The organism is Rhodocyclus purpureus (genome assembly GCF_016653115.1).
Classification (GTDB): Bacteria; Pseudomonadota; Gammaproteobacteria; order Burkholderiales; family Rhodocyclaceae; genus Rhodocyclus; species Rhodocyclus purpureus.
Window position 1 is genome coordinate 121023 of sequence record NZ_NHRX01000067.1, and the last position, 20079, is coordinate 141101.

General features: G+C 69.6%; 20 protein-coding genes. 3 read left to right on the forward strand and 17 right to left on the reverse strand.

Annotated features, from left to right (window positions below):
* From CCR84_RS15410 to CCR84_RS15420, 3 genes are read left to right on the forward strand one after another with little or no spacing between them, the layout of a single operon-like run.
* Positions 1-1053, forward strand: coding sequence for an autotransporter outer membrane beta-barrel domain-containing protein (locus CCR84_RS15410; protein ID WP_201214174.1), 1053 nt, complete (start codon positions 1-3; stop codon positions 1051-1053).
* Positions 1053-1922 carry an alpha/beta fold hydrolase gene (locus tag CCR84_RS15415; protein ID WP_201214176.1) on the forward strand — a complete coding sequence of 290 codons (870 nt, stop codon included), beginning with the start codon at positions 1053-1055 and terminating at the stop codon, positions 1920-1922. Before CCR84_RS15410 ends, CCR84_RS15415 begins: the two co-directional genes overlap by 1 nt.
* Positions 1919-3037 (forward strand): caspase family protein, encoded by a 1119-nt coding sequence (locus tag CCR84_RS15420; RefSeq protein WP_201214178.1) that lies wholly within the window; start codon positions 1919-1921, stop codon positions 3035-3037. Before CCR84_RS15415 ends, CCR84_RS15420 begins: the two co-directional genes overlap by 4 nt.
* Positions 3038-3065: 28 nt before the next feature.
* On the opposite strand, the gene CCR84_RS15425 is transcribed toward CCR84_RS15420, so the two are convergent.
* The 17 genes from CCR84_RS15425 to CCR84_RS15505 form a co-directional block, all read right to left on the reverse strand.
* A complete protein-coding gene (locus tag CCR84_RS15425) occupies positions 3066-3488 on the reverse strand; it encodes a DUF1841 family protein (protein WP_201214186.1) in 423 nt (140 codons plus the stop codon).
* Entirely contained in the window at positions 3469-4590 is a 1122-nt protein-coding gene (locus tag CCR84_RS15430; protein WP_201214188.1) for an FIST C-terminal domain-containing protein, read from the reverse strand. Before CCR84_RS15430 ends, CCR84_RS15425 begins: the two co-directional genes overlap by 20 nt.
* Before the next feature lie 17 nt (positions 4591-4607).
* Positions 4608-5246, reverse strand: coding sequence for an endonuclease III (gene nth, locus CCR84_RS15435; RefSeq protein ID WP_201214190.1), 639 nt, complete (start codon positions 5244-5246; stop codon positions 4608-4610).
* Between the two features lie 159 nt (positions 5247-5405).
* Positions 5406-6089, reverse strand: coding sequence for an electron transport complex subunit RsxE (locus tag CCR84_RS15440; protein WP_201214192.1), 684 nt, complete (start codon positions 6087-6089; stop codon positions 5406-5408).
* A 30-nt stretch (positions 6090-6119) separates the two neighbouring features.
* Positions 6120-6794, reverse strand: coding sequence for an electron transport complex subunit RsxG (gene rsxG / locus CCR84_RS15445; protein WP_242508769.1), 675 nt, complete (start codon positions 6792-6794; stop codon positions 6120-6122).
* Positions 6791-7816, reverse strand: coding sequence for an RnfABCDGE type electron transport complex subunit D (locus CCR84_RS15450; RefSeq protein WP_201214200.1), 1026 nt, complete (start codon positions 7814-7816; stop codon positions 6791-6793). Before CCR84_RS15450 ends, rsxG begins: the two co-directional genes overlap by 4 nt.
* Positions 7813-9579 (reverse strand): electron transport complex subunit RsxC, encoded by a 1767-nt coding sequence (gene rsxC / locus CCR84_RS15455; RefSeq protein ID WP_201214202.1) that lies wholly within the window; start codon positions 9577-9579, stop codon positions 7813-7815. Before rsxC ends, CCR84_RS15450 begins: the two co-directional genes overlap by 4 nt.
* Complete coding sequence (gene rsxB / locus CCR84_RS15460; protein ID WP_201214204.1) at positions 9576-10118, reverse strand: electron transport complex subunit RsxB; 543 nt, start codon at positions 10116-10118, stop codon at positions 9576-9578. The genes rsxC and rsxB overlap by 4 nt, the downstream gene beginning before the upstream one ends.
* Entirely contained in the window at positions 10115-10699 is a 585-nt protein-coding gene (gene rsxA, locus CCR84_RS15465) for an electron transport complex subunit RsxA (RefSeq protein ID WP_201214206.1), read from the reverse strand. The genes rsxB and rsxA overlap by 4 nt, the downstream gene beginning before the upstream one ends.
* Positions 10700-10835: 136 nt before the next feature.
* Positions 10836-11870: a quinone-dependent dihydroorotate dehydrogenase gene (locus tag CCR84_RS15470; RefSeq protein WP_201214208.1), complete on the reverse strand. Its 1035-nt coding sequence runs from the start codon at positions 11868-11870 to the stop codon at positions 10836-10838.
* Between the two features lie 33 nt (positions 11871-11903).
* The gene (locus CCR84_RS15475; RefSeq protein ID WP_201214210.1) at positions 11904-12641 is read right to left on the reverse strand and encodes an arginyltransferase; all 738 of its coding nucleotides are present in this window, start codon (positions 12639-12641) and stop codon (positions 11904-11906) included.
* Position 12642: 1 nt separating this feature from the next.
* Complete coding sequence (gene aat, locus CCR84_RS15480; protein WP_201214212.1) at positions 12643-13350, reverse strand: leucyl/phenylalanyl-tRNA--protein transferase; 708 nt, start codon at positions 13348-13350, stop codon at positions 12643-12645.
* A 111-nt stretch (positions 13351-13461) separates the two neighbouring features.
* On the reverse strand, positions 13462-13965 hold the full coding sequence (locus tag CCR84_RS15485; RefSeq protein WP_201214214.1) for a C40 family peptidase: 504 nt from the start codon (positions 13963-13965) through the stop codon (positions 13462-13464).
* Between the two features lie 140 nt (positions 13966-14105).
* Positions 14106-15902 carry a 2-succinyl-5-enolpyruvyl-6-hydroxy-3-cyclohexene-1-carboxylic-acid synthase gene (gene menD, locus CCR84_RS15490; protein ID WP_201214216.1) on the reverse strand — a complete coding sequence of 599 codons (1797 nt, stop codon included), beginning with the start codon at positions 15900-15902 and terminating at the stop codon, positions 14106-14108.
* The gene (locus CCR84_RS15495; protein WP_201214218.1) at positions 15899-17374 is read right to left on the reverse strand and encodes an isochorismate synthase; all 1476 of its coding nucleotides are present in this window, start codon (positions 17372-17374) and stop codon (positions 15899-15901) included. The genes menD and CCR84_RS15495 overlap by 4 nt, the downstream gene beginning before the upstream one ends.
* On the reverse strand, positions 17371-18771 hold the full coding sequence (locus CCR84_RS15500; protein WP_201214220.1) for a class I adenylate-forming enzyme family protein: 1401 nt from the start codon (positions 18769-18771) through the stop codon (positions 17371-17373). The genes CCR84_RS15495 and CCR84_RS15500 overlap by 4 nt, the downstream gene beginning before the upstream one ends.
* Before the next feature lie 116 nt (positions 18772-18887).
* Positions 18888-20069 (reverse strand): enolase C-terminal domain-like protein, encoded by a 1182-nt coding sequence (locus tag CCR84_RS15505; protein ID WP_201214223.1) that lies wholly within the window; start codon positions 20067-20069, stop codon positions 18888-18890.
* Positions 20070-20079: the final 10 nt, after the last annotated feature.

Sequence of the window (20079 nt, forward strand, 5' to 3'; positions counted from 1 at the left end):
ATGAAGTACAAGTTCGACAAGCGCCTGCTCTTGGCAGCGGGCCTGGTGGGTGTGAGCGGTGTTGCTTCGGCTCAGGTTGCTAATGAACTGGCGTCGGTGCTGGCGGAACAACCGGCGTCTTCTGCGGCGGCAGCGCCGACCGCCCAGGTCCAGATCAACGCGACTTCGTTCGCGCAGGCGACCGCCATTTCGGGCGCGCTCGGTTCGCGCTTCTTCGGTTTTGGCGCTCCCGGCCCGGTCGCCTCGCTCGACTCCCGCGGCCTCGCCGCCGGCGGCGCCGGCAGGCCCTTCACCGTCTGGGGCAACCTCAGCAACGCCGATACGCAGCAAAGCTACAATGCCTTTGCGAACAACATCAGGAACAACTCGACGGTGCTGAACTCGGTGATCGGCGCCGACTATGCGCTGTCGCCCGACTTCGTCGTCGGCGTTTCGGCGGCCCTCGACCGCGGTAACCTGAACAGCCAGAACATTACCGGCGGCGGGGCCCGAATCGAATCGACGACCAAGGGCTACGTGATCGCCCCCTACGCCGCCTACCAACTGAACAAGCAGTTCGCGGTCGACGCCAGCGTCGGTATCGGCCAGGGCAGGTTCTACGGTGCCAACGACGTCAGCGCCGAGTCGGACCGCTGGTTCGGTGCCGCCAACCTGACCTACAACCGCTGGTACGGCAACGTCCAGTTCCTCGGCAAGCTCAGCTACCTGCACGGCGAGGAAAAGTACGGTGACAACAAGAAAGCAGGCGCGACTGATCCCGGCACTGGCGTCAAGAACAAGATCGACCAGACGCGTCTCGGCATCCAGGCCGGCTACTGGCTGAACGGCGGCTTCATGCCCTACGTCGGCGTTTCCTACGTGAACGACATGCGCCGCACGAACTCGGCCGGACTCGATGACCCGATCGGCAGGGATGCATGGGTGGGGACGGTCGGCGTCAATTACTTCTCGCTGGCCAAGGGCGTCACCGCCGGCATCGCCTACAACCAGGAGGAAAGCCGTAGCAACCAGAAGTACAACAACCTGATGGCGAACGTCAGCATCCGCTTCTGATGCTGTCTCCGGGATCCATCCCGGTGAAGGCCGCGCTGGCTGGCGCGGCCTTTTCACTTCTGCTCGCCGCCTGTGCGAGTCCGGATTCCTTCGGCGGTTCGCGGCAGGCGGCGTCCGACTGGGCGCAGCGGCGCGGGTTCACGGTGAACTCCCTGCGCGCCGGCGACTTCGAGCTCGCCGCCTTCGTCCGCGTCGCCGAGCGGCCGGCGGCGACGCTGGTCGTCTATATCGAGGGCGACGGCGCTGCCTGGCATACGCCTTTTCAGCCGCCGCGCGACCCGACGCCGTGGCAACCGACCGCGCTGGCGCTGGCGGCAGCGGACCAGGCGGCCAAGGTCGCCTACCTGGGGCGGCCCTGCCAGTATCTCGACGCCGAGGCGCTCGCCGGCTGTCCGCCGGCCTACTGGAGCGAGCGACGCTTCGCCCCCGAGGTGGTCGCCGCCTTCGATCAGGCGCTGACGAGTCTCCTCGCCGGGAGCGGCGCGACTCGCCTGCAGCTCGTCGGCTATTCGGGCGGAGGCGTCATCGCCGCGCTGCTCGCGCAGCGGCGCGACGACGTCGAGCGCCTGATCACCGTCGCCGCGCCGCTCGCGCTCGCCGAGTGGGTGTCACTGCACGGCCTCTCGCCGCTCGCTGGCTCGCTCGATCCGGCGACCGATCAGCCCTTCGCCGCCAGCAGGCAGGGACGGCAAGCGCTGCACTTCGTCGGCGAGGAAGACCGCGTCGTGCCGCCGCAAGTGGTAGAGCGCTACGTCGAATTGCGCGGCGGCCGCAGCGAGCGCGTCGCCGGCTACAATCATGAGAGATACTGGTCGCGCGACTGGCCGCGCCTCGTCAGCCGCGCCCGCAACGAGGAGGGAGTGCCATGAAACTGCTCAGGCTGTTGCCGCTGCTTTTCTTCGCATCCGCGGTGCACGCGCAGATGATGCGCCCGCCGGCGTTCGCCGGCGGCGTTCCCGGGATGGCGCAGTTCCAGGCGCTCACCGTGCAGCGGCACCAGGCGCGCACGCTGCTCTACCGCGAGGCACTCGAGGAATTGCGCCGCAACCCGGCCGCTGCCGACGTCCCCGAATGCCCGCCGGGAGCGCTGCCCAAGGAAACGCTCTGTCTGGCGCGACCGGTGGCGCCGATCGCCGCTCCCGCACCCGGCACGGAACCCGCTGCCGGTGAAGTTGCCATCACGCCTGCCGCCACGGTCGCTGCCGCTCCGGCAAGCCTTCCGCCCGTTGTCGTGCCAGAGGAGCCCAAGCCCGTGGCCGTCGCTCCGCCGCCGGTGGTGCAGCGACGCGTCGCGCTGCTGGTCGGCAACAACGACTACACGGCGCCGATACCCGGTCTGGAGACGCCCGTCGCCGACGTCGAGAAGATCGCTGCCGTGCTGCGTTCGCGCTTCGGCTACGAGGCGCGCGTGCTCAGGAACGCGTCGAAGGCGCAGATCATCGAGGCCTTCAACGAGGTCGCCGCCGGGGTCGCCCCGGAGGACAGTGTCCTTCTCTTCTACGCCGGCCACGGCTACCTGATGGACGACACCAACATGGGCTTCTGGATTCCCGTCGACGCGTCGGTGAAGACGGCGGCGAACTGGATCTCCAACACCGACATCTCGCGGCTGCTGGCCGCAGTCCCCGCGCGCCAGATCATCCTCGTTTCCGACAGCTGCTTCTCGGGCTCCCTGACGCGCGAGCAGAAGGTGAGCTATCGCGGTGAGCCGAAGGCCGACGAGGTACTGCGTCGCCGTTCGGTACTGGTCTTCTCGTCGGGTGGCGACGAGCCGGTTTCGGACGAAGGCAAGGACGGGCACTCGATCTTCGCGTGGAACCTGATCAAGACACTCGACACGTCGACCGGCACCACCCCCGGCTACGAGGTCTGGCGCAGTGTCAGCCGCCGCGTGACCAGCGAGTTTCCACAGGAACCGCAGTACGGCGCAGTCGTTTCCGCCGGTCACGTCGAGGGCGGCGAATACCTGTTCCAGACGAAGTGATCCTGGGTACTGCGCGGCAGTAGATGCTTCAGGAAGTCGCGCTACGCCGCAGCCGTTCCAGGTAGCGCTCGCCGTCAGGCGCGCTGCCGTTCCGTTGTGCTTCCCAGATGGTCTCGGCCAGGCAGTCGATCAGCCGATGCTCGGCCTCGTGTGGGTCGCAGCGCGCGCACAGCCGCGTCCAGGCAGCGCGGATCCCCGGCGGCTGGTCGATCGACAACTGTTCTGCGATCGCCAGGTGCAGCGAGAGGTGCAGGAATGGCTCGCAGCCGTCGGCCGCCGGCCCGGCGGCGAGCGCGCGTTCGCGGTCGGCGAGCAGCGCGTGCCACTCGGGGTGGCGTTCGATCACGGCGACGGCCAGCGCCTCGTTGCCGGCGAGTGGGACACGCTCGCGCAGCTTGCTGAAGGCCGTGCAGAAGAACTCGCGTACCTGTTCACGCGACGGATTGAACATGCTTCTTCCCTTCGGCTGAGAGCAGGGCCACGACGACGGAGTTGCGCAGGCTGCGATTGACGCCCTCCCAGTTCCACGCAAACTGCGTGCTCGCATAGACACCGAGCAGCGGCAGCCCCGGAAAGTAACGCGAGAAGAGGGCGAGGTCGCAGTCTTCGCCGCCGTAGAAGTAGGGGCCGCGACCGATGCAAGAGAACATCAGCGCAGCGCTCGCGGTGGAGCTGTCGGCCGCCAGCCGGCCGAGTGCGGCCTGCATGTCGGAGGTGCTGCTGTCCGGCGTGCGGATCGCCCAGGCGAGGCGCTGGCCGCGCTCGACCGGGTCGGCGAGGGTCAGTGAACCGTCGGCGTTGACGGCGACGATGGCGACTTCCCGATACAATCCCGAGCCGAGCGCCGCGTGTGTGTCGCCGCCGATCGCGTCGTCGATGAGAACGGCGGCCAGCCGGTGCAGCGGCAGCTCGTGCCACTCGGCCGGCAGCACGCCACGCAGGCTGGCGAGCGGGCTCTGTCCGCCGAGCGCCACGAGTTCGTTGCCGGAGGCGGCATCGACGATCGTGGCAGGGCCGAGCAGCGACAGTCCGGACGAGACGCGAAGGTCGACACGGGGGCCGCCGACGGCGAGCGCGCAGTGTGGCGCTGCGCTGACCCGTCCAGCCTGCCAGACCAGCGCTGACGCCCCTGGCTTGCCGGCGAAGCTGCCGCCGAAACGGCGCGCCGACTGGCGCGGGCGCGAACCCGGCTCGCTGCCGTAGCAGAGCAGGGTCGGCGCGCCGCCGGCGACGGCTTGCTCCCTTTCTTCGTCGACCGGCGCGAACGCCATGCCTTCGCCGAACACCATCACCGCTGCCGCCGGTCGGTCCAGCGCCCAGCCGTCTTCGGTGAATACGCCGGCGGCGATGCCGCCGGCGACCTGCAGGCAGGACGCAGCGCGCACGGCGGCAGTCACCGCCTCCTGCGCCTGTCGGGAGAACTCGGGGGTCAGGAACAGCAGCACGCTGCCGGCGCTGCGCAGACCGGCGCGCGCCAGCGCCTGGCGTACCGCCGTCTCGACCAGTTTCGGCGTCGCTTCGTCGCCGCTGACCAGCGCACTGGCGACTCTCATCGGGAGGGGCTCGGGCATCATGGCAGCGGACTCTTGTCGCGATAATCGCACAGATCGGCGACCGGGCAGCGCCAGCACTCGGGACGACGCGCCTTGCACACGTAGCGGCCGTGCAGGATCAGCCAGTGGTGCGCGTGTTCGCGGAACTCGGCGGGGACATGGCGCAGGAGCTTCTGCTCGACGGCGAGCGGCGTCTTGCCCTTGGCCAGCCCGGTGCGGTTGCCGACGCGGAAGATGTGTGTGTCCACGGCGATGGTGTGCTCGCCGAAAACGACGTTCAGGACGACGTTGGCGGTCTTGCGGCCGACGCCGGGGAGCGCTTCGAGTTCGGCGCGCGTCGCCGGCACCTCTCCCCCATGACGTTCGAGCAGCAGGCGGCAGGTGGCGATCACGTTCTTCGCCTTGTTACGGTAGAGGCCGATGCGATTGATGTAGCTGATCAGGCCTTCCTCGCCGAGCGCGAGCATGCTCTCCGGGTCGGGCGCGACGGCGAACAGTGGCTTCGTCGCCAGATTGACGCTGCGGTCGGTCGCCTGCGCCGAAAGGATGACGGCGATCAGCAGCTGGAACGGTGACTCGTAGGCGAGCTCGGTCTGCGGTGCCGGGTCGGCGGCGCGCAGGCGGGCGAAGAACTCGGCACGGGTATTGGCGTTCATCCTGGAGAGATCAATTAGCCACGAAATGCACGAAGAGAAATCATTCCTGTCGTTCGCTGTTGAGCAGGCGAAGCCGGCAAGCGACAACAAGCCTGGGTTTTATTTCGTCGATTTTGGTGATTTGCGTGGCTTGAAAGAGGTTTGACGGTTCATCGGAGATCAGCCGGTGCTGGCCGCGGCCTGCGCGGGCGCCGTCCGCCGCTGGCGCTCGGCGGCGCGTTCCTCCACCCAGTTCTTCCACGCGATCATGCAGCCGAGCAGGATGAAGGCGCCGGGCGGCAAGGCCGCGAGCAGGAAGCCGGGATAGTCGGCAGGCAGCAGGTGCAGGGCTTCGACGCCCGGGAATACCATCTCGATCCCCGAGAACAGTGTGCCGCCGGCGATCAGCTCGCGCATGCCGCCGAGTAGCGCGAGCGTCCACAGCATGCCGATGCCCATGAACACGCCGTCGGCCGCCGCCTGCAGCGGGGGATTCTTGGCCGCGTAGGCTTCGACACGGGCGAGGACGATGCAGTTGGTGACGATCAGCGGGATGAAGATGCCGAGCACCAGGTAGAGTTCGTGCAGGTAGGCGTTGAACGACAGGTCGACGATGGTGACCAGCGCCGCGACGATCAGGATGAATACCGGGATGCGGATTTCGTGCGGGATGAACGCGCGCAGGCTGGCGATCACGGCACCGGACAGTGCCATCACCAGGATCGTCGCCAGCGACAGCATGACGCCGTTCACGAGGTTGGTGGTCACCGCCAGCAGCGGACACAGCCCGAGGATCTGCACCAGGCTGGTGTTCTGTTTCCAGACGCCGTTGGCGGCGATCCGGCGCAATTCGTCGGACTTCACTTCAGCCTCCTTCCTGACGCGTTCGGGCGCTCACTGGAACACCTGCTCGCGGTTGTCGGCGACCCACAGCGCCGCCTTGCGCACTGCCTTGACCACTGCGCGTGGCGTCACCGTTGCCCCGGCGACCGAGTCGAAGCGGCCACCGTCCTTCTTCACGCGCCAGTCGCGTTCGCTCAGTGTGGCCGGCGAGAGCCCGTTGAACTGGGAGATCCACGGCCGTGCCTTGTTCTTGTCTTTCTTCGGCTCGATGTAGTCGCCGAGTCCCGGCGTCTCGCGGTGCTCGGTGACGCGGACGCCGAGCACCGTGCCGTCGGCAGCGATGGCGAGCAGGAGGCGGATCCTGCCCGAATAACCGTCGGCGGCGACTGCTTCGACGACCGCTGCGGCCGGCTCGCCGGCGCGGCGAGCGCGGTAGACGGTCGACGGTTCGTCGAGACCGAGCGCGGCAACGGCCGCGATCTGCACGGCGTCCTTGAGCGGGTCGTTGTCGTAGGCGGTCTTCGGCAGCACCTCGTCGATCAGCTTCGTCTTCTCGGCGAGCGCGGTCGCCTCCAGCGCCGGCTTGGTGCGCAGGTAGGCAGCGGCCAGGAGGCCTGTGAACACGGCGACGAATACGATCAGGATCAGTGCGCTCCGCGCCGCCATCGCCGGCGCGGAGGGCGCTTTCGCCTGCGCTGCAGGCTGCATCTCAGGGCTTGCGCTCATCTCGTCTTCCTCCAGCCGAAGACGGCAGGTTGCGTGTAGCGGTCGATCAGCGGCGCGCAGAGGTTGAGCAAGAGGACTGCGAAGGCGACGCCGTCGGGATAGCCGCCGAAGACGCGGATCAGGTAGGCGAGGATGCCCGCGGCAAAGCCGAAGAATAGTTGCCCGCGCGGCGTGGTGCAGCCCGAGACCGGGTCGGTGACGATGAAGAAGGCGCCCATCAGCGCGCCGCCCGAGAAGAGGTGGAAGAGCGGATCGGCGAACTGATCGGGGTGCAGCGCCCAGCACAGGCCGGCGATCGTGCTCATCCCGGCGATGAACGCCAGCGGTCCCTGCCAGCGGATGATCCCGCGCCAGAGCATGAACAGGCCGCCGACGAGGTAGCCGGCGGCGATCCATTCCCAGCCGCGGCCGGCGATCCGGCCGAAGACCTCGGGGTCGGCGAGCAGCGTGCTGACCGTGACCGAGCCCTCGCCGAGCTTGAGCGAGGTCTTCAGGGCATCGAGCGGGGTCGCGCCATTCATCGCGTCGACGTGCGGCAGGAGTCCGAAGACGGCCTGCAACTGTTCGGAGAAGCCATAGGCCAGCGGCAGCGGCGGCCAGGTCGACATCAGCGCCGGGAACGCGACGATGCACGCGGCGAAGGCGATCATCGCCGGGTTGAACGGATTCTGTCCGAGCCCGCCGTAGAGTTGCTTGGCGACGACGATCGCGAACAGCGCGCCGAGCGCCACCAGCCACCATGGCGCCAGTGGCGGGAAGGTGAGCGCGACCAGCCAGGCGGTGACCAGCGCGCTGCCGTCGCCGAGGAAGAGCCCGAGCGGCTTGCCGCGTGCCTTCAGCAGCAGCGCTTCGCCGACGAGGGCGGAAACGCTGGCGACGGCGATCTGGACGAGGATGATCGGTCCCAGCAGCCAGACATAGGTGGCGATCGCCGGCAGCAGCGCGAGCAGCACCTGCAGCATGACGCCGCGTACGCTGGCCTGGCCGAGTTGATAGGGGGAGGTGGAGGGCAGCAGGCTCATGGCAGTTCCGGCGCGGAGGTCGGGGTTTCGGCAGGCGGCGCTGCCGCGGCCGCCCCGGCAGCACTGGCGCGGCGGGCCTCGATGGCGGCGATCTCGCGCTGCTGTTCGGGGCTCAGCGCCTCGGTGTTTCTCGCCTGCACGGCCTCGCGCTGGACGCGCGCGCGTTCCATCGCGGCGGCGATCGCCGCCTTCCTGGCCGCATCGGCGGCCGAGGGCGTTGCGGCAGCCGCCGTCGCCGGCACGCTCTCCGCCGCGGCAGACGCTGCGGGAGGAACGGCAGGGGCAGCCGCGCCGGCAGCGGCCTCGCCACGCGGCGCTGCCGACTCGGCCGCCTTGGCCGCTGCGGCGCGCGCCAGGCGCTCTGCCTTCTCGGCCTTTTCGCGCTCGGCGCGCTCGTTGCGGAATTCGAAGCGTTCCTTGGCCGCTGCCGCCGCCTTCTTCTCGCGCTCGCGCGCCGAGATCTCGCCCTTGGCGAAGCGGAAATACTGGACCAGCGGGATGTGCGACGGGCAGACATAGCTGCAGCAGCCGCATTCGATGCAGTCGAACAGGTGGTACTCCTTGGCCTTGTCGAGGTTGCCGGCACGGGCGAACCAGTACAGCTCGAAGGGCTGCAACTCGTGCGGGCAGGCGCGTGCGCAGGATCCGCAGCGGATGCACGGCATTTCCGGCGGCCGCGGCGGGAAGAGTCGGGGTGAACCGACCAGGGTGCAGTTCGAGGTCTTGACGAGGGGAGCCGCCAGGCTCGCGAGGTCGATGCCCATCATCGGTCCGCCCATCAGGTAGCGGTCGGTGTCGGGGCGTGGCCGGCCGAGCGCGACGAATTCGGCGATCGGAGTCCCTAGCAGGACCTCCCAGTTGCCGGCCTGCTCGACGTTGCCGGTGAGCGTGACGATGCGCGAGATCAGCGGTTCGCCGTGCACGACCGCGCGCTGGACGGCGTACGCGGTGCCGACGTTGAAGCACTGCACGCCGAAGTCGAAGCCGAGCTTGCCGAAGGGAATCTCGATCCCGGTGAGCACGCGGATCAGTTGCTTTTCGCCGCCGGCCGGGTAGAGCGTCGGCACGGCGACGACGGAGAGGTCGGTCCCGCCGGCGGCTTGCCTGGCGGCCTTCTGCATCGCTGCGATGGCCTGCGGCTTGTTGTCCTCGATGCCGATGAGCACGCGCCGGGCGCCGATGGCGCGGTGCAGGATCAGCGCGCCGGCGATGATTTCAGCAGCGCGTTCCTGCATCAGCCGGTCGTCGCAGGTGATCCACGGTTCGCACTCGGCGCCGTTGATGATCAGGGTCGCGATCGCGGCCTGCCCCGGCGAGAGCTTGACGTGGCTCGGGAAACCCGCGCCGCCGAGACCGACGATGCCGGCCTCGCGCAGGTGGCGACGCAGTTCGTCGGGTGAGGCGCTCGCCGCATCGAGCGGCTTCCGTGCGCACCAGCGGTCATCGCCGTCGCTGTCGATGACGATGCGCGGTACCGGCAGTGCAGAAGGGTGCGGATAGTCGCCGGCGTCGATCGCCGAGACGACGCCCGAGGTCGGTGCGTGCAGCGTCGTGCCGAGCACCCCTTCGGCGCTGGCGATCGCCTGCCCCTTGAGCACGTGCTCGCCGACCGCGACCAGCGGTTGCGCCAGTGTGCGCGCCGAAACGCGCAGCGGCAGGTAGAGACGCGCCGGCAGCGGCGCCTTCGCGATCGCTGCCGACGACGACACGTCCTTGTTCGAAGCCGGCTTGATGCCGCCGCGGAACTTGAAAAGCTGGATCATGGGACTTGTCGCAGGATGATCACCGGGCGCTGCCACTGCCAGGTGTCGATGTTTTCGCCGAGTGGCTGCATGCTGATGCATTCGACCGGGCAGGGGCTCACGCACAGTTCGCAGCCGGTGCATTGTGCGCTGACGACGGTGTGCATCTGCTTGGCCGCGCCGACGATCGCGTCGACCGGGCAGGCCTGGAGGCACAGCGTGCAGCCGATGCAGCGCGATTCGTCGATGAGCGCGGTCTGCTTCGGCTTTTCTTCGGCCTCGAGCGGCTTCGCCTCGCGTCCGAGCAGGTCGGCGAGTTTCTGCACCCCCTCGGCACCGCCGGGCGGGCACAGGTTGATGTCGGCCTCGCCCTTGGCAATGGCTTCGGCGTAGGGGCGGCAGCCGGGGTAGCCGCACTGGCCGCACTGCGTCTGCGGCAGGATCGCGTCGATCTGGTCGACCAGCGGGTCGCCCTCGACCCGGAACTTGACCGCCGCGTAGCCGAGGGCCGCGCCGAGCAGGACGGCGCCGAGCACCATGATCAGGATGGCGCCGATCATTGGTACTTGTCCAGGCCGGCAAAGCCCATGAACGCCAGGCTCATCAGCCCGGCGGTGACCATGGCGATGGCGACGCCCTTGAACGGGCGCGGCACATCGGCGCCATCGACGCGCTCGCGGATGCCGGCGAAGAGGACCAGCACGAGCGAGAAGCCGATCGCGCTGCCGGCACCGAAGAGCAGGGAGTCGACGAAGTCGTTCTTGTTGGCGATGTTGAGCAAGGGCACGCCGAGCACGGCGCAGTTGGTCGTGATCAGCGGCAGGTAGATGCCGAGCACCTGGTGCAGCACGGGGCTGGTCTTCTGGATGACCATCTCGGTGAGCTGGACGATCGCCGCGATGGTGACGATGAACGACAGCGTGCGCAGGTACTCGAGCCCGAACGGCAGCAGCAGGTAGTGGTCGATGACGTAGCTCGCGCCGGTGGCGACGGTGAGGACGAAAGTCGTCGCTGCGCCCATGCCGAAGGCCGTCTCCACTTTCCGGGAGACGCCCATGAACGGGCACAGGCCGAGCATCTTCACCAGCACGACGTTGTTGACGAGGACAGCGCCGATCAGGAGAAAAAGGTAATGGGTCATGAGTGGGCCATTGGCGAGAGGCGGCGATTATCCGTTAAGGGTGCCGCCACTTCAACCGCACTGGCGGTGGAGGTATGCGTGGCGAGGGACGGCCGCGGCGCCGGACGGTACCGCGGGAGCATCCGTCAGCGGTCGTTCAGCGACGCCGTGCGGCGATGGCTGCAGCCGCCTCGCCGACCAGTTCCGGGCCGCGGTAGATGAAACCCGAGTAGAACTGCACCAGGCTCGCCCCGGCGGCGATCTTCGCCGCTGCATCGGCGCCGTTCATGATGCCGCCGACACCGATGATCGGCACTTCGCCGGCAAGCGCCGCCGCCAGCTTTTTCAGCACCGCGGTCGAGGCCTCGCGCAGGGGCGCGCCGGAAAGGCCGCCCGCCTCGTCGGCGTTGCGCAATCCCTCGACGCCGGTACGCGCCAGCGTCGTGTTGGTGGCGATCACGCCGTCCATGCGATGCCGGCGCAGGAGGTCGGCGATCGCCCGGATCTGCAGGTCGTCGAGGTCGGGGGCGATCTTCAGCGCCATCGGCACGTAGCGTCCGCGCTGGTCGGCCAGCCTGGCCTGGGCCGCCTTCAGGCGGGCAAGCAGGTCGTCGAGCGCGTCGTCTCGCTGCAGGTCGCGCAGGTTCTTGGTGTTCGGGCTGGAGATGTTCACCGCGACGTAGCTGGCGGCATCATAGACCTTGTCGAGGCAGATCAGGTAGTCGTCGGCGGCCTTCTCGATCGGCGTGTCGAAGTTCTTGCCGATGTTGATGCCGAGGATGCCGCCGCGGCGCGGGAACTGCGCCGCAGCAACGCGGGCCAGCAGATTGTCGACGCCGCCGTTGTTGAAGCCCATGCGATTGACGATCGCCTGGCGCTCGGGGATGCGGAAGAGGCGCGGCTTCGGGTTGCCGGGTTGCGGCCGTGGCGTCACCGTGCCGATTTCGATGAAGCCGAAGCCGAGTGCAGCCAGCGCGTCGATGTGATCGCCGTTCTTGTCGAGTCCGGCGGCGAGGCCTACGGGGTTGGGGAAGCGCAGTCCCATGACCTCGACCGGGCAGGCAGGCACCTTTCCCGAGAAAAGACCGGAAAGCCCGGCGGCGTGCGCGAAGTCCAGGCCGGACATGCCGATTCCGTGGGCGGTTTCGGCGTCGAGCGAGAAGAAGAATTGACGGATGAGAGGATAGATCATCCCGCGATTTTACACCGGGGACCGTTCACTGATTCAATCCTCTTCCGGCAGGTCCTGCCAGCGCCCGTCGATCAGCCCCTCGATCGGCCGGAAGCGCGACTTGTACGCCATCTTGCGGCTCTCGCCGATCCAGTAGCCTAGATAGAGGTAGGGCGCACCGTTGCGGCGGCACTGTTCGATCTGCCACAGGATGTTGTAGACGCCGTAGCTCGCGCCGGGCAGCGCGGGGTCGAAGAAGGTGTAGACGGAAGACAGTCCGTCGCTGAGGACATCGATGATGCTGACCATGCGCAGCACCTCGCCCTCGTGGAAGGCGACGAGGCGGGTATCGACGCGGCTCTGCAGCAGGAAGTTCGTGTATTGCTCGCTGTCGTCCTGGTCCATGCCACCACCGGCGTGGCGCGCCGCCTGGTAACGCTGGTAGAGCGCGAAGTGCTCGGTGTCGAAGGCGAGCGGCGCCTCGCGTGCGGAGAGCGCGGCGTGCGCCTTGCGGCAGCGGCGCTGGCTGCGGTCGGGATGAAAGCGCTCGACCGGGATGCGCACCGGAACGCAGGCGCGGCAGTGGTCGCAGATCGGCCGGTAGGTGAAGATGCCGCTGCGGCGAAAGCCGTGGCGCACCAGATCGCCATAGACCGCGGCATTGATCAGGTGCGTCGGCGTCGCCACCTGCGAGCGTGCCTGTCGCTCGGGCAGGTAACTGCAGGCGTAGGGCGCAGTCGTGTAGAACTGCAGCAGCGAGAAGGGCAGGCGACCGGCATCGGGATGCGACATGTCAGTCCCAGGCGAAGCGCGCGCCGTCGACCGGCCAGCGCGCGGGGCGGACGTCGGCGGCGGTCAGCTCCCGCAGCTGCCGCAGGAACTCGGCGCGCGGGATCTCGCGCGCGCCGAGCGAGGCGAGGTGCGGCGTGTGCATCTGACAGTCGATCATCCCGAAACCCTCGGCAGCGAGGAAACGCGCGAGGTGCGCGGCGGCCAGCTTGGACGCGTCGCTCACCCTTGAAAACATCGATTCGCCATAATACATGCGACCGATGGCGATGCCATAGAGGCCGCCGACCAGACGCCCGTCCTCCCAGGTTTCGACCGAATGCGCGAAGCCGCGTTCGAACAGGCGACAGTAAGCCTCCTGCATCTCGCGCGTGATCCAGGTGCCGGGCTGTCCCGGTCGCGGCGTTTCGGCACAGGCGCGGATCACTTCGGCGAAGGCGCTGTCGAGGCGGACCTCGAAGCGACGCGAACGCAGCGTGCGACGCAGGGAGCGCGCAATGCGGAACTCTTCGGGGAAGAGCACCATGCGCGGATCGGGGCTCCACCAGAGGATCGGGTCACCAGCGGAAAACCAGGGGAAGATGCCTTGCCGGTAGGCGGCCAGCAGGCGTTCGGCGGAAAGGTCGCCACCGGCACAGAGGAGACCGTTCGGCTCGCGCAGGGCGCGTTCCACTGCAGGAAAGACAAGGGCATCTCCGAGCCAGGGGATCACGACAGGCTTTCCCGGGTCAGGTGGCGCGCGCACACGGCTTCAGCGTCGATTGCCAGGCGCGACAAGGCTATTCGCCGGGCGTGCGTGCCGCTACCGCTGCGGCGGGGTCGTTCAGCGATCGACGATGCGGCGCGCGCCGTTGAAGCGCGATGCCCAGTAGCTCGAATCGAGGCTCTCGATGCGTACTTCCGCACCCGCCCGCGGCGCGTGCAGGAAGCGGTCGCCACCGATATAGATGCCGACGTGCGAGAAGGCGCGACGCATCGTGTTGAAGAAGACGAGATCACCGGCCTTGAGTTCGTTCTTGCCGACGACCTCGCCGACCCGGCTCTGTTCCCTGGCCGTGCGCGGCAGGTTGAGGCCGGCGGCCTCGCGGTAGACAAGTTGCACCAGACCACTGCAGTCGAGTCCCAGGTCGGGATTGGTACCACCGTAGCGGTAATTGATGCCGACCAGTTCGAGCCCCTTGAGGATCAGGTCCTGGGCAGTATTCGCGTAGCGCTCGAACAGCGTCGGTTCCTCGATGGGTTTCGGCTGTTCGACTGCGCTGACCACGCTGGAGAAAGCGAGCGCGCCGGCGGCAAGAAGTGCGGAGAGGACTCGTTTCGTATCCATGGGCCGCGAATTTAATGCAAGTTCACGGAGATGTAAACAATGATGGCGTGGTTATTGCGAGAAAATCATTGAGATTAATTCTGCAATTACTTCTTTTTGAAAGGTTTTCTTTATGATCTTCATGTGCTTTCGAGCTTGCGCTACCGTTCCGCCCGATCGCCCTGCGCCGTCCGGGCCCCGGCCAGCGCATCGACGGCAGCGGCGGCTCTGCGCCACCAGTCGCGATGCCGGGAGAGACTCAGTGGTCGATCGACCACCGCCTCGATCAGGCAAGGCTCGTTGCGCGCCAGCGTCGCCAGCGCCGTGTCGAGCGCCGCCTGCAGGTCGGTGAGCGTTGCCGCGCGCCGGTAGGTGATTCCCCAGGTCGCCGCCAGGTGTGCGAAGTCGGCGTCGACGGGCGTCAGCCAGCCGCGCGCGAACTCGGGCAGCGCCGCCGGCGCCAGATACTCGAAGATGCCGCCGCCCCCGTTGTTGACGACGACGACGAGCAGCGGCCGGCCCCGTGCCAGCGCCAGCCCGCCGCTGTCGTGCGCGCAGGTGAGGTCGCCGACCAGCGCCAGCGTCGCTCCTGCCCCGGAGATTCCTGCGGCGGTGGACAGATTGCCATCGATGCCGCTGGCACCGCGATTGGTGAAGAAGGCAAGCAGCTTGTCGCTGCTGCCGGAGAAGGTGTCGAGGTCGCGGATCGCCATCGACGCGCCGCAGAAGAAGCGGAAACCGGCCGGCAGGCGGGCGAGCAGGGCGGGCACGATGACGCCTTCCCAGAATGCATCGGATTCCGATCCGGCCTGTTCGAGCGCGCGCTCGACCGCCGCCTCGGCGCGGGCAAAGGCCTCGCACCAGCCCGGCGGCGCCGTCGCCGTCACCGCGCTCGCCAGTCGACGAGTGATGGCGAGCGCGTCGCCGTGCAGGAAGCGCGTTGCCGCGTGCTGCGGGTCGCTCCAGCGCCCCGGCGGCGCGACGACAATCTGCATGGCCGGCACCACCGCCGCCAGCCACTGCTGCACCTGCTTCGTCACCGGGAAGTCGCCGAAGCGCAGCACCCAGTCGGGGCGCTGCGTGTCTACGAAGTCGCGGCTGCGCAGGAAGGATTCGTGGCGGACACAGATGCGGCGGCGTCCTTCTCCGGCGAAATGCGCGCCGAAACGCAGCCCCGAGAGCGGTTCGGCGAACACCGGGCAGTCGAGCGCGGCGGCGAGTGCGAGGATGGCTTCTGCGAAGCCCGCCGGGAAGCGGCCGCCACCGCAGACGATGATCCCCGGCCGACCGGACAGTTCGGCGGCGGTCGCCGCGATCGCCGCCGGGTCGGGCAGGCTCAGGCCGGCGGCGGCGAGGACCACGCTGTCAACGGTGGTGGCCTGCGGCCACTGCGCCGGATCGGCGGCAGGCAGTAGCGGCTCGCGGAAGGGCAGGTTCACATGGACCGGTCCGGCCAGCGGCGCCAAGCTTTCGGCGACGATGCGCGCCGCGAAACGGCGCAGCCAGCCTGGCGCAAAGCCGGCCTGCGGGGCTTCGAGCGCGTGCGCGGCGCGCACGTGCGTACCGAACAGGCCCAGCTGGTCGACGGTCTGGTTGGCGCCCCAGCCCTGCAGTTCGGCCGGTCGGTCGGCCGACATGAGCAGCAGCGGGGTTGCCGACTGCGCCGCCTCGATCACCGCCGGAAACCAGTTGGCCGGCGCCGAGCCCGAAGTGCACAGGAGTGCCACCGGGAGACCGGAGTCCTTGGCCCGGCCGAGCGCGAAGAAGGCGGCGCAGCGTTCGTCGATGACGACCGTGGAGCGGATCGCCGGCTGCCGCAGCAGGGCCAGCGCCAGCGGCGTCGAGCGCGACCCGGGCGAGATCACCGCGTCGCGCAGGCCGGCAGCGGCGAGCGCGTCGACGAAGGTCTGCGCCCATAAGAGGTTGGTGAGGCCTTGATCGGCGCCGGCTTCGTTCATCGTGTTCCGGTCCGGCCGTCGGCACGAGGCTGCGCCTGGCCCGCCTCCGCCATGCTCGAGGCTTGCGCATCGGGCAGGCAGAGCGCATCGATGACGGCCCCGAACTTGGCTTCGGTTTCGGCGAATTCCTGCTCGGGGTCGGACCCGGCGACGATGCCGGCGCCCGCGTGGCAGTCGGCGCGGTTGCCGGCGATGCGCGCGCAGCGCAAGGCGACGACGACCTCGCCATCGCCGGCGGCATCGATCCAGCCGACGCCGCCACTGTACCAGGCCGCGCGGCGTTCGCCACGCGTGCGCAGCCAGGCGCGTGCCGCCGCCGCCGGCGTGCCGCCGACCGCGGGCGTCGGGTGCAGCGCGGCGATCAGGTCGAACAGGCCCACCCCTTCCGTGACGGATCCGGAGAACACCGTGCGCAGGTGCTGCAGGTGACGCAGGCGCAGCACTTCCGGTGACTGCGACTGGCTCAGCGAGTGGCACAGCGGCGCCAGTGCGGCGCGCACCGCATGCACCACGTGCGCCTGCTCGCGGCTGTTCTTGTCGTCCTCGAGCCTGAGCGAGGCCGGGGCGCTCGTGGCGTTCCCTGCGCCGTCGGCGGCCCATGACGTTCCGGCGAGAGCGTCGGCGCGTGCCGTTCCGGCGGCGAGTTCGACCAGCCGCTCCGGGGTGGCGCCGACGAAGGCGAAGCCCGGCCGACCGACTGCGTAGATCGTGCATGCCGGATAGCGCCGGGCGAGCGAGGCGAGCACGGGGGCGACGGCGATCGGCCGCTCGCCCTGGAGGCGCACGCTGCGCGAGACGACCAGCTTCTGCAGGCTGCCGGTGGCGATTCCCGCCAGCGCGGCGCGCACGCGGGCGATGAAGGCGCGGTCGGCAAGCGGCGTCTGCAGCCGCTGCGGGCGATCGCGCTCGCCATGCACCCGGGGCCGTTGCCGGGTGAGCAGCGACAATTCGCCGATCCAGCCGTCGACCGCCTCGTCGATCGTGCTGCCGCTGCAGGTGAAGGTCGCGCTGCAGCGGCCGCCCTTGCTGACGAGAAGGAGTGCAGGCACGACCAGGCGGGCGTTGGGCAGTTCTTCCTGTTCATCCTCGTCGAAGGCGAAGCCGAGGTGTGCCGCCGGAATCCGTCCTGCCTTCTTCCCGGCGCCATCCACATCGCTGTGCCGCCATTCGCCGGCCAGTCCGGCGAAGGCGGCGTGCAGCGCCGGGAAGCGGTTGGGGCCGGCGCTGGCGACGATCAAGGCCTGACCGAGGGCCAGGCGCCATTCGTCGGCCTCCGGACGCGCCCACCAGAAACTGTGCGTGTCGGCAAACTCCAGGTCGAGCCAGTCGCAAGGCGCGCCGTCGCCGAGGTCGATAGTCACCGAGAGTGCGACATGCGCCGCGGCGTCGCCGGCGATGGCCGCGAGCCGCGTTGCGAGCAGGCGGCGCAGTTCGGCGCGCCGTGGTGGCGCGAGCAGGGACGGCAGCGTCATGCGGCGCTCCTTGCCAGCGCACGCAGCGCCGCCCTTTCGATCTTGCCCATCGCGTTGCGCGGCAGGCGATCGACGCGCAGCAGGCGCCGCGGTCGCTGTGCCGATGCGAGATGCTGCCGGCCGAATTCGCGCAGCGCGTCGGCGCTGGCCGGGCCGACGTAGAGGGCGACCAGCAGGTCGCCCCAGACCGGGTCGGGCAGCGCGGTGACGGCGAGGTCCTCGACGCCGGGGCAGGCGGCAAGCCTGCCCTCGACCTCGAGCGGGTGCACGTTCACGCCGCCGCTCACCAGCATGTCGTCGGCGCGGCCGAGGACGGTGATGCTGCCGTCGGCGTCGATGCGACCGAGGTCGGAGGTCACGAACCAGCCGTCGTCGAGGCCGACACCGGGCGCAAGCTCCGGGTTGAGGTAGCCGCGCATGATCTGCGGCCCTCGGAGCGCCAGCCGGCCGTCGGGCTCGACGCGCGCGGCGAGCCCGGTGAGCAGGGGGCCGGCTTCGCCCTCATGCCAGTCGTCGATCGCCTCGACGCGCGTCGCCGCCTGTGCCGCCGACTCGCTCATCCCCCAGCTCGGCCGCAGCGGCCAGCCGGCGGCGCGGGCGCGGGCGAACAGCGGGCGCGACAGCGCAGCGCCACCGATCAGCGCGTGGCGCAGGGTCGATGGCGGCGGCGTGCCGTCCGCGACGTCGAGCAGGCGCGCGAGCATCGCCGGCGTCAGCGAGACGTGGCTGACCGCGCCGGCGGCGATCTCCTGCCAGACGGCCGGTGCGTCGAAGCGCTCGTGCAGCGACAGGGTGGCGCCTGCCTGCAGGCAGCGGTGGACGATCGAGACGCCGCCGATGTGATGCAGCGGCAGGCAGCCGAGCCACACGTCGCCGGGCGCGAGCGGCAGCCGCTCGTTGGCGGCGCGTGCCGCGGCGGCGAGGTTGGCGTGCGTGAGCATCACCGCCTTCGGTGTTCCCTCGCTGCCGCTGGTGGCGATCACCAGTGCCAGCGCGTCGTCGTCATCAGCGGCGGGCGGCGCGTCGGTCATGCTGTCGGCCGCGGTGTGCAGGCTCGGCACAGCATCCGCAGTGGGCGGCAGGGTCGCGCGGCGCAGCTTGCCGCCGCCGAGCGCGGCGAGCACGGGGCAGCGCGCTTCGGCTGTCGCCGGTTCGAGCGGCGCCAGCGCGATGCCGGCCTGCGCACAGGCGAGCAGGGCGCGCAGCAGCTCGCCCGCACCACCGGCGATCGCCGCGATCCCGCCGGCAGCGAAACCCTGCGCGTGCAAGGCAGCGGCGTCGGTGGCCGCCTGCGCGGCGAGTTCGGCGGCCGAGTTGCAGGTGCCGGCCCAGCGCATCAGGATGGCGTCGGGCCGGGAACGGGCATGGTCGGCAAGGAGGGCGGCGAGATGGGTCATCGGGACGTGCGGCACAGCGGCGAGGTAAAGGCTACCGCGCCTCCCGCCTGTCGGCGAGGGGCGCGATCGGCAGCGCGTGAAAAGCCGATTATACGCGTCCAAGCCAGTCACGCTAATTACGGGGACGGTATGCTTGATGCAAGAGGCTTGAGCATACCGTCACGGTAATCAGGCACGAAGCCGATTCCGGGGCGTGCGGGCAGGTGCAGGCGGCCGGCTGCGACGAGCGGCGCGGCGCCGGTATCGACGGCAAGCCAGGACGAGGTCGCGAGTCCGTGCGCCTGCGTCTCCAGCCCGGCCGCGCGGCGGCGGGCGTCGATCGCTGCCGCCAGGTGCGCGGCGGCGAGGACGCCGCAGGCACTGTCGATGCTGCTGGTGACGACGACGTCGATGCCGGCGGCCAGGGCGCGTTCTGCGAGCGCGAAGGCGGCACGGATTCCGCCATGGCGCGGCGGCTTGACGACGAGCCGGTGCACGGGCAGCGCGGCGCGCAGGGCGTCGCCCTCGTCCGCCGCGAACTGCGGCCAGGACTCGTCGATCGCGAGGGGGAAGGCGGCGCGTGCCTGCAGCCGGCGCAGCGCCGCCGCGAACGTGTCGCGGTCGCCGGCGGTCGCGAGCGGTTCTTCGAGGCTGTCGATCGGCAGTTCGCCGCACGCGTCGATGAAACGGGCAGCGCGACCTTCGTCCCAGGCGCCGTTGGCGTCGAGACGCAGCGAGCAGCCGGCCGGCAGACCTGCGCCGAAGGCGGCGAGCCGGGCGGCTTCGGCGGCCGGGTCGCCGATCCCGACCTTCAGCTTGAACACGCGAAAACCGGCTTCGAGCGCGCTTTCGCCGGCGGCAGCGAGCTCGGCGTCGGAGCGCCGCGCGAGCGCGCCGAGGCTGGCGTTGACCGCGACGCTGCCGACGCTGCGCGCGGCGGCGTCGGCGAGCAGCCAGTCGGCCAGGCCGACGCCGGCCTGCTGCGCCAGCAGGTCGAGCAGCGCCGCATCGAGCGCGCAGCACGCCGCCGGGGTGCGCCGTGTGAACGAGGGATCGTCGAGCTGCGCCAGGGCTTCGCCGACCCGCATTCCGGGCAGCCAGCCTTGTGCTTCGGCCAGCGCCGCCGCGGCGACGGCCGGCGGCTCGCCGACCTGTCCGGGGAGCGGTGCGCAATCGCCGTGCCCGCGCCAGCCGTGCTCGTCGTCGATCGCCAGCAGCCAGCCCGAGCGCACGGAAAAACCGCCGGCGGCGCTCGCCCATTCCTCGTGCAGCGGCAGCCGGTAGGGGGCGACGCGGAGCGCCGCGAGACGGCTGCTCATCAAGCGTTGG

What these genes read in the sequence shown, in the direction of transcription:
- nth (WP_201214190.1), bottom strand. Translation starts at nt 5,246, where the DNA reads ATGAACGCCAATACCCGTGCCGAGTTCTTCGCCCGCCTGCGCGCCGCC.
- CCR84_RS15415 (WP_201214176.1), top strand. Translation starts at nt 1,053, where the DNA reads ATGCTGTCTCCGGGATCCATCCCGGTGAAGGCCGCGCTGGCTGGCGCG.
- CCR84_RS15410 (WP_201214174.1), top strand. Translation starts at nt 1, where the DNA reads ATGAAGTACAAGTTCGACAAGCGCCTGCTCTTGGCAGCGGGCCTGGTG.
- CCR84_RS15450 (WP_201214200.1), bottom strand. Translation starts at nt 7,816, where the DNA reads ATGAGCCTGCTGCCCTCCACCTCCCCCTATCAACTCGGCCAGGCCAGC.
- CCR84_RS15495 (WP_201214218.1), bottom strand. Translation starts at nt 17,374, where the DNA reads ATGACGCTGCCGTCCCTGCTCGCGCCACCACGGCGCGCCGAACTGCGC.
- CCR84_RS15505 (WP_201214223.1), bottom strand. Translation starts at nt 20,069, where the DNA reads ATGAGCAGCCGTCTCGCGGCGCTCCGCGTCGCCCCCTACCGGCTGCCG.
- rsxC (WP_201214202.1), bottom strand. Translation starts at nt 9,579, where the DNA reads ATGATCCAGCTTTTCAAGTTCCGCGGCGGCATCAAGCCGGCTTCGAAC.
- CCR84_RS15485 (WP_201214214.1), bottom strand. Translation starts at nt 13,965, where the DNA reads ATGGATACGAAACGAGTCCTCTCCGCACTTCTTGCCGCCGGCGCGCTC.
- rsxB (WP_201214204.1), bottom strand. Translation starts at nt 10,118, where the DNA reads ATGATCGGCGCCATCCTGATCATGGTGCTCGGCGCCGTCCTGCTCGGC.
- CCR84_RS15470 (WP_201214208.1), bottom strand. Translation starts at nt 11,870, where the DNA reads ATGATCTATCCTCTCATCCGTCAATTCTTCTTCTCGCTCGACGCCGAA.
- CCR84_RS15420 (WP_201214178.1), top strand. Translation starts at nt 1,919, where the DNA reads ATGAAACTGCTCAGGCTGTTGCCGCTGCTTTTCTTCGCATCCGCGGTG.
- rsxG (WP_242508769.1), bottom strand. Translation starts at nt 6,794, where the DNA reads ATGAGCGCAAGCCCTGAGATGCAGCCTGCAGCGCAGGCGAAAGCGCCC.
- rsxA (WP_201214206.1), bottom strand. Translation starts at nt 10,699, where the DNA reads ATGACCCATTACCTTTTTCTCCTGATCGGCGCTGTCCTCGTCAACAAC.
- CCR84_RS15475 (WP_201214210.1), bottom strand. Translation starts at nt 12,641, where the DNA reads ATGTCGCATCCCGATGCCGGTCGCCTGCCCTTCTCGCTGCTGCAGTTC.
- CCR84_RS15500 (WP_201214220.1), bottom strand. Translation starts at nt 18,771, where the DNA reads ATGACCCATCTCGCCGCCCTCCTTGCCGACCATGCCCGTTCCCGGCCC.
- menD (WP_201214216.1), bottom strand. Translation starts at nt 15,902, where the DNA reads ATGAACGAAGCCGGCGCCGATCAAGGCCTCACCAACCTCTTATGGGCG.
- CCR84_RS15430 (WP_201214188.1), bottom strand. Translation starts at nt 4,590, where the DNA reads ATGAGAGTCGCCAGTGCGCTGGTCAGCGGCGACGAAGCGACGCCGAAA.
- CCR84_RS15425 (WP_201214186.1), bottom strand. Translation starts at nt 3,488, where the DNA reads ATGTTCAATCCGTCGCGTGAACAGGTACGCGAGTTCTTCTGCACGGCC.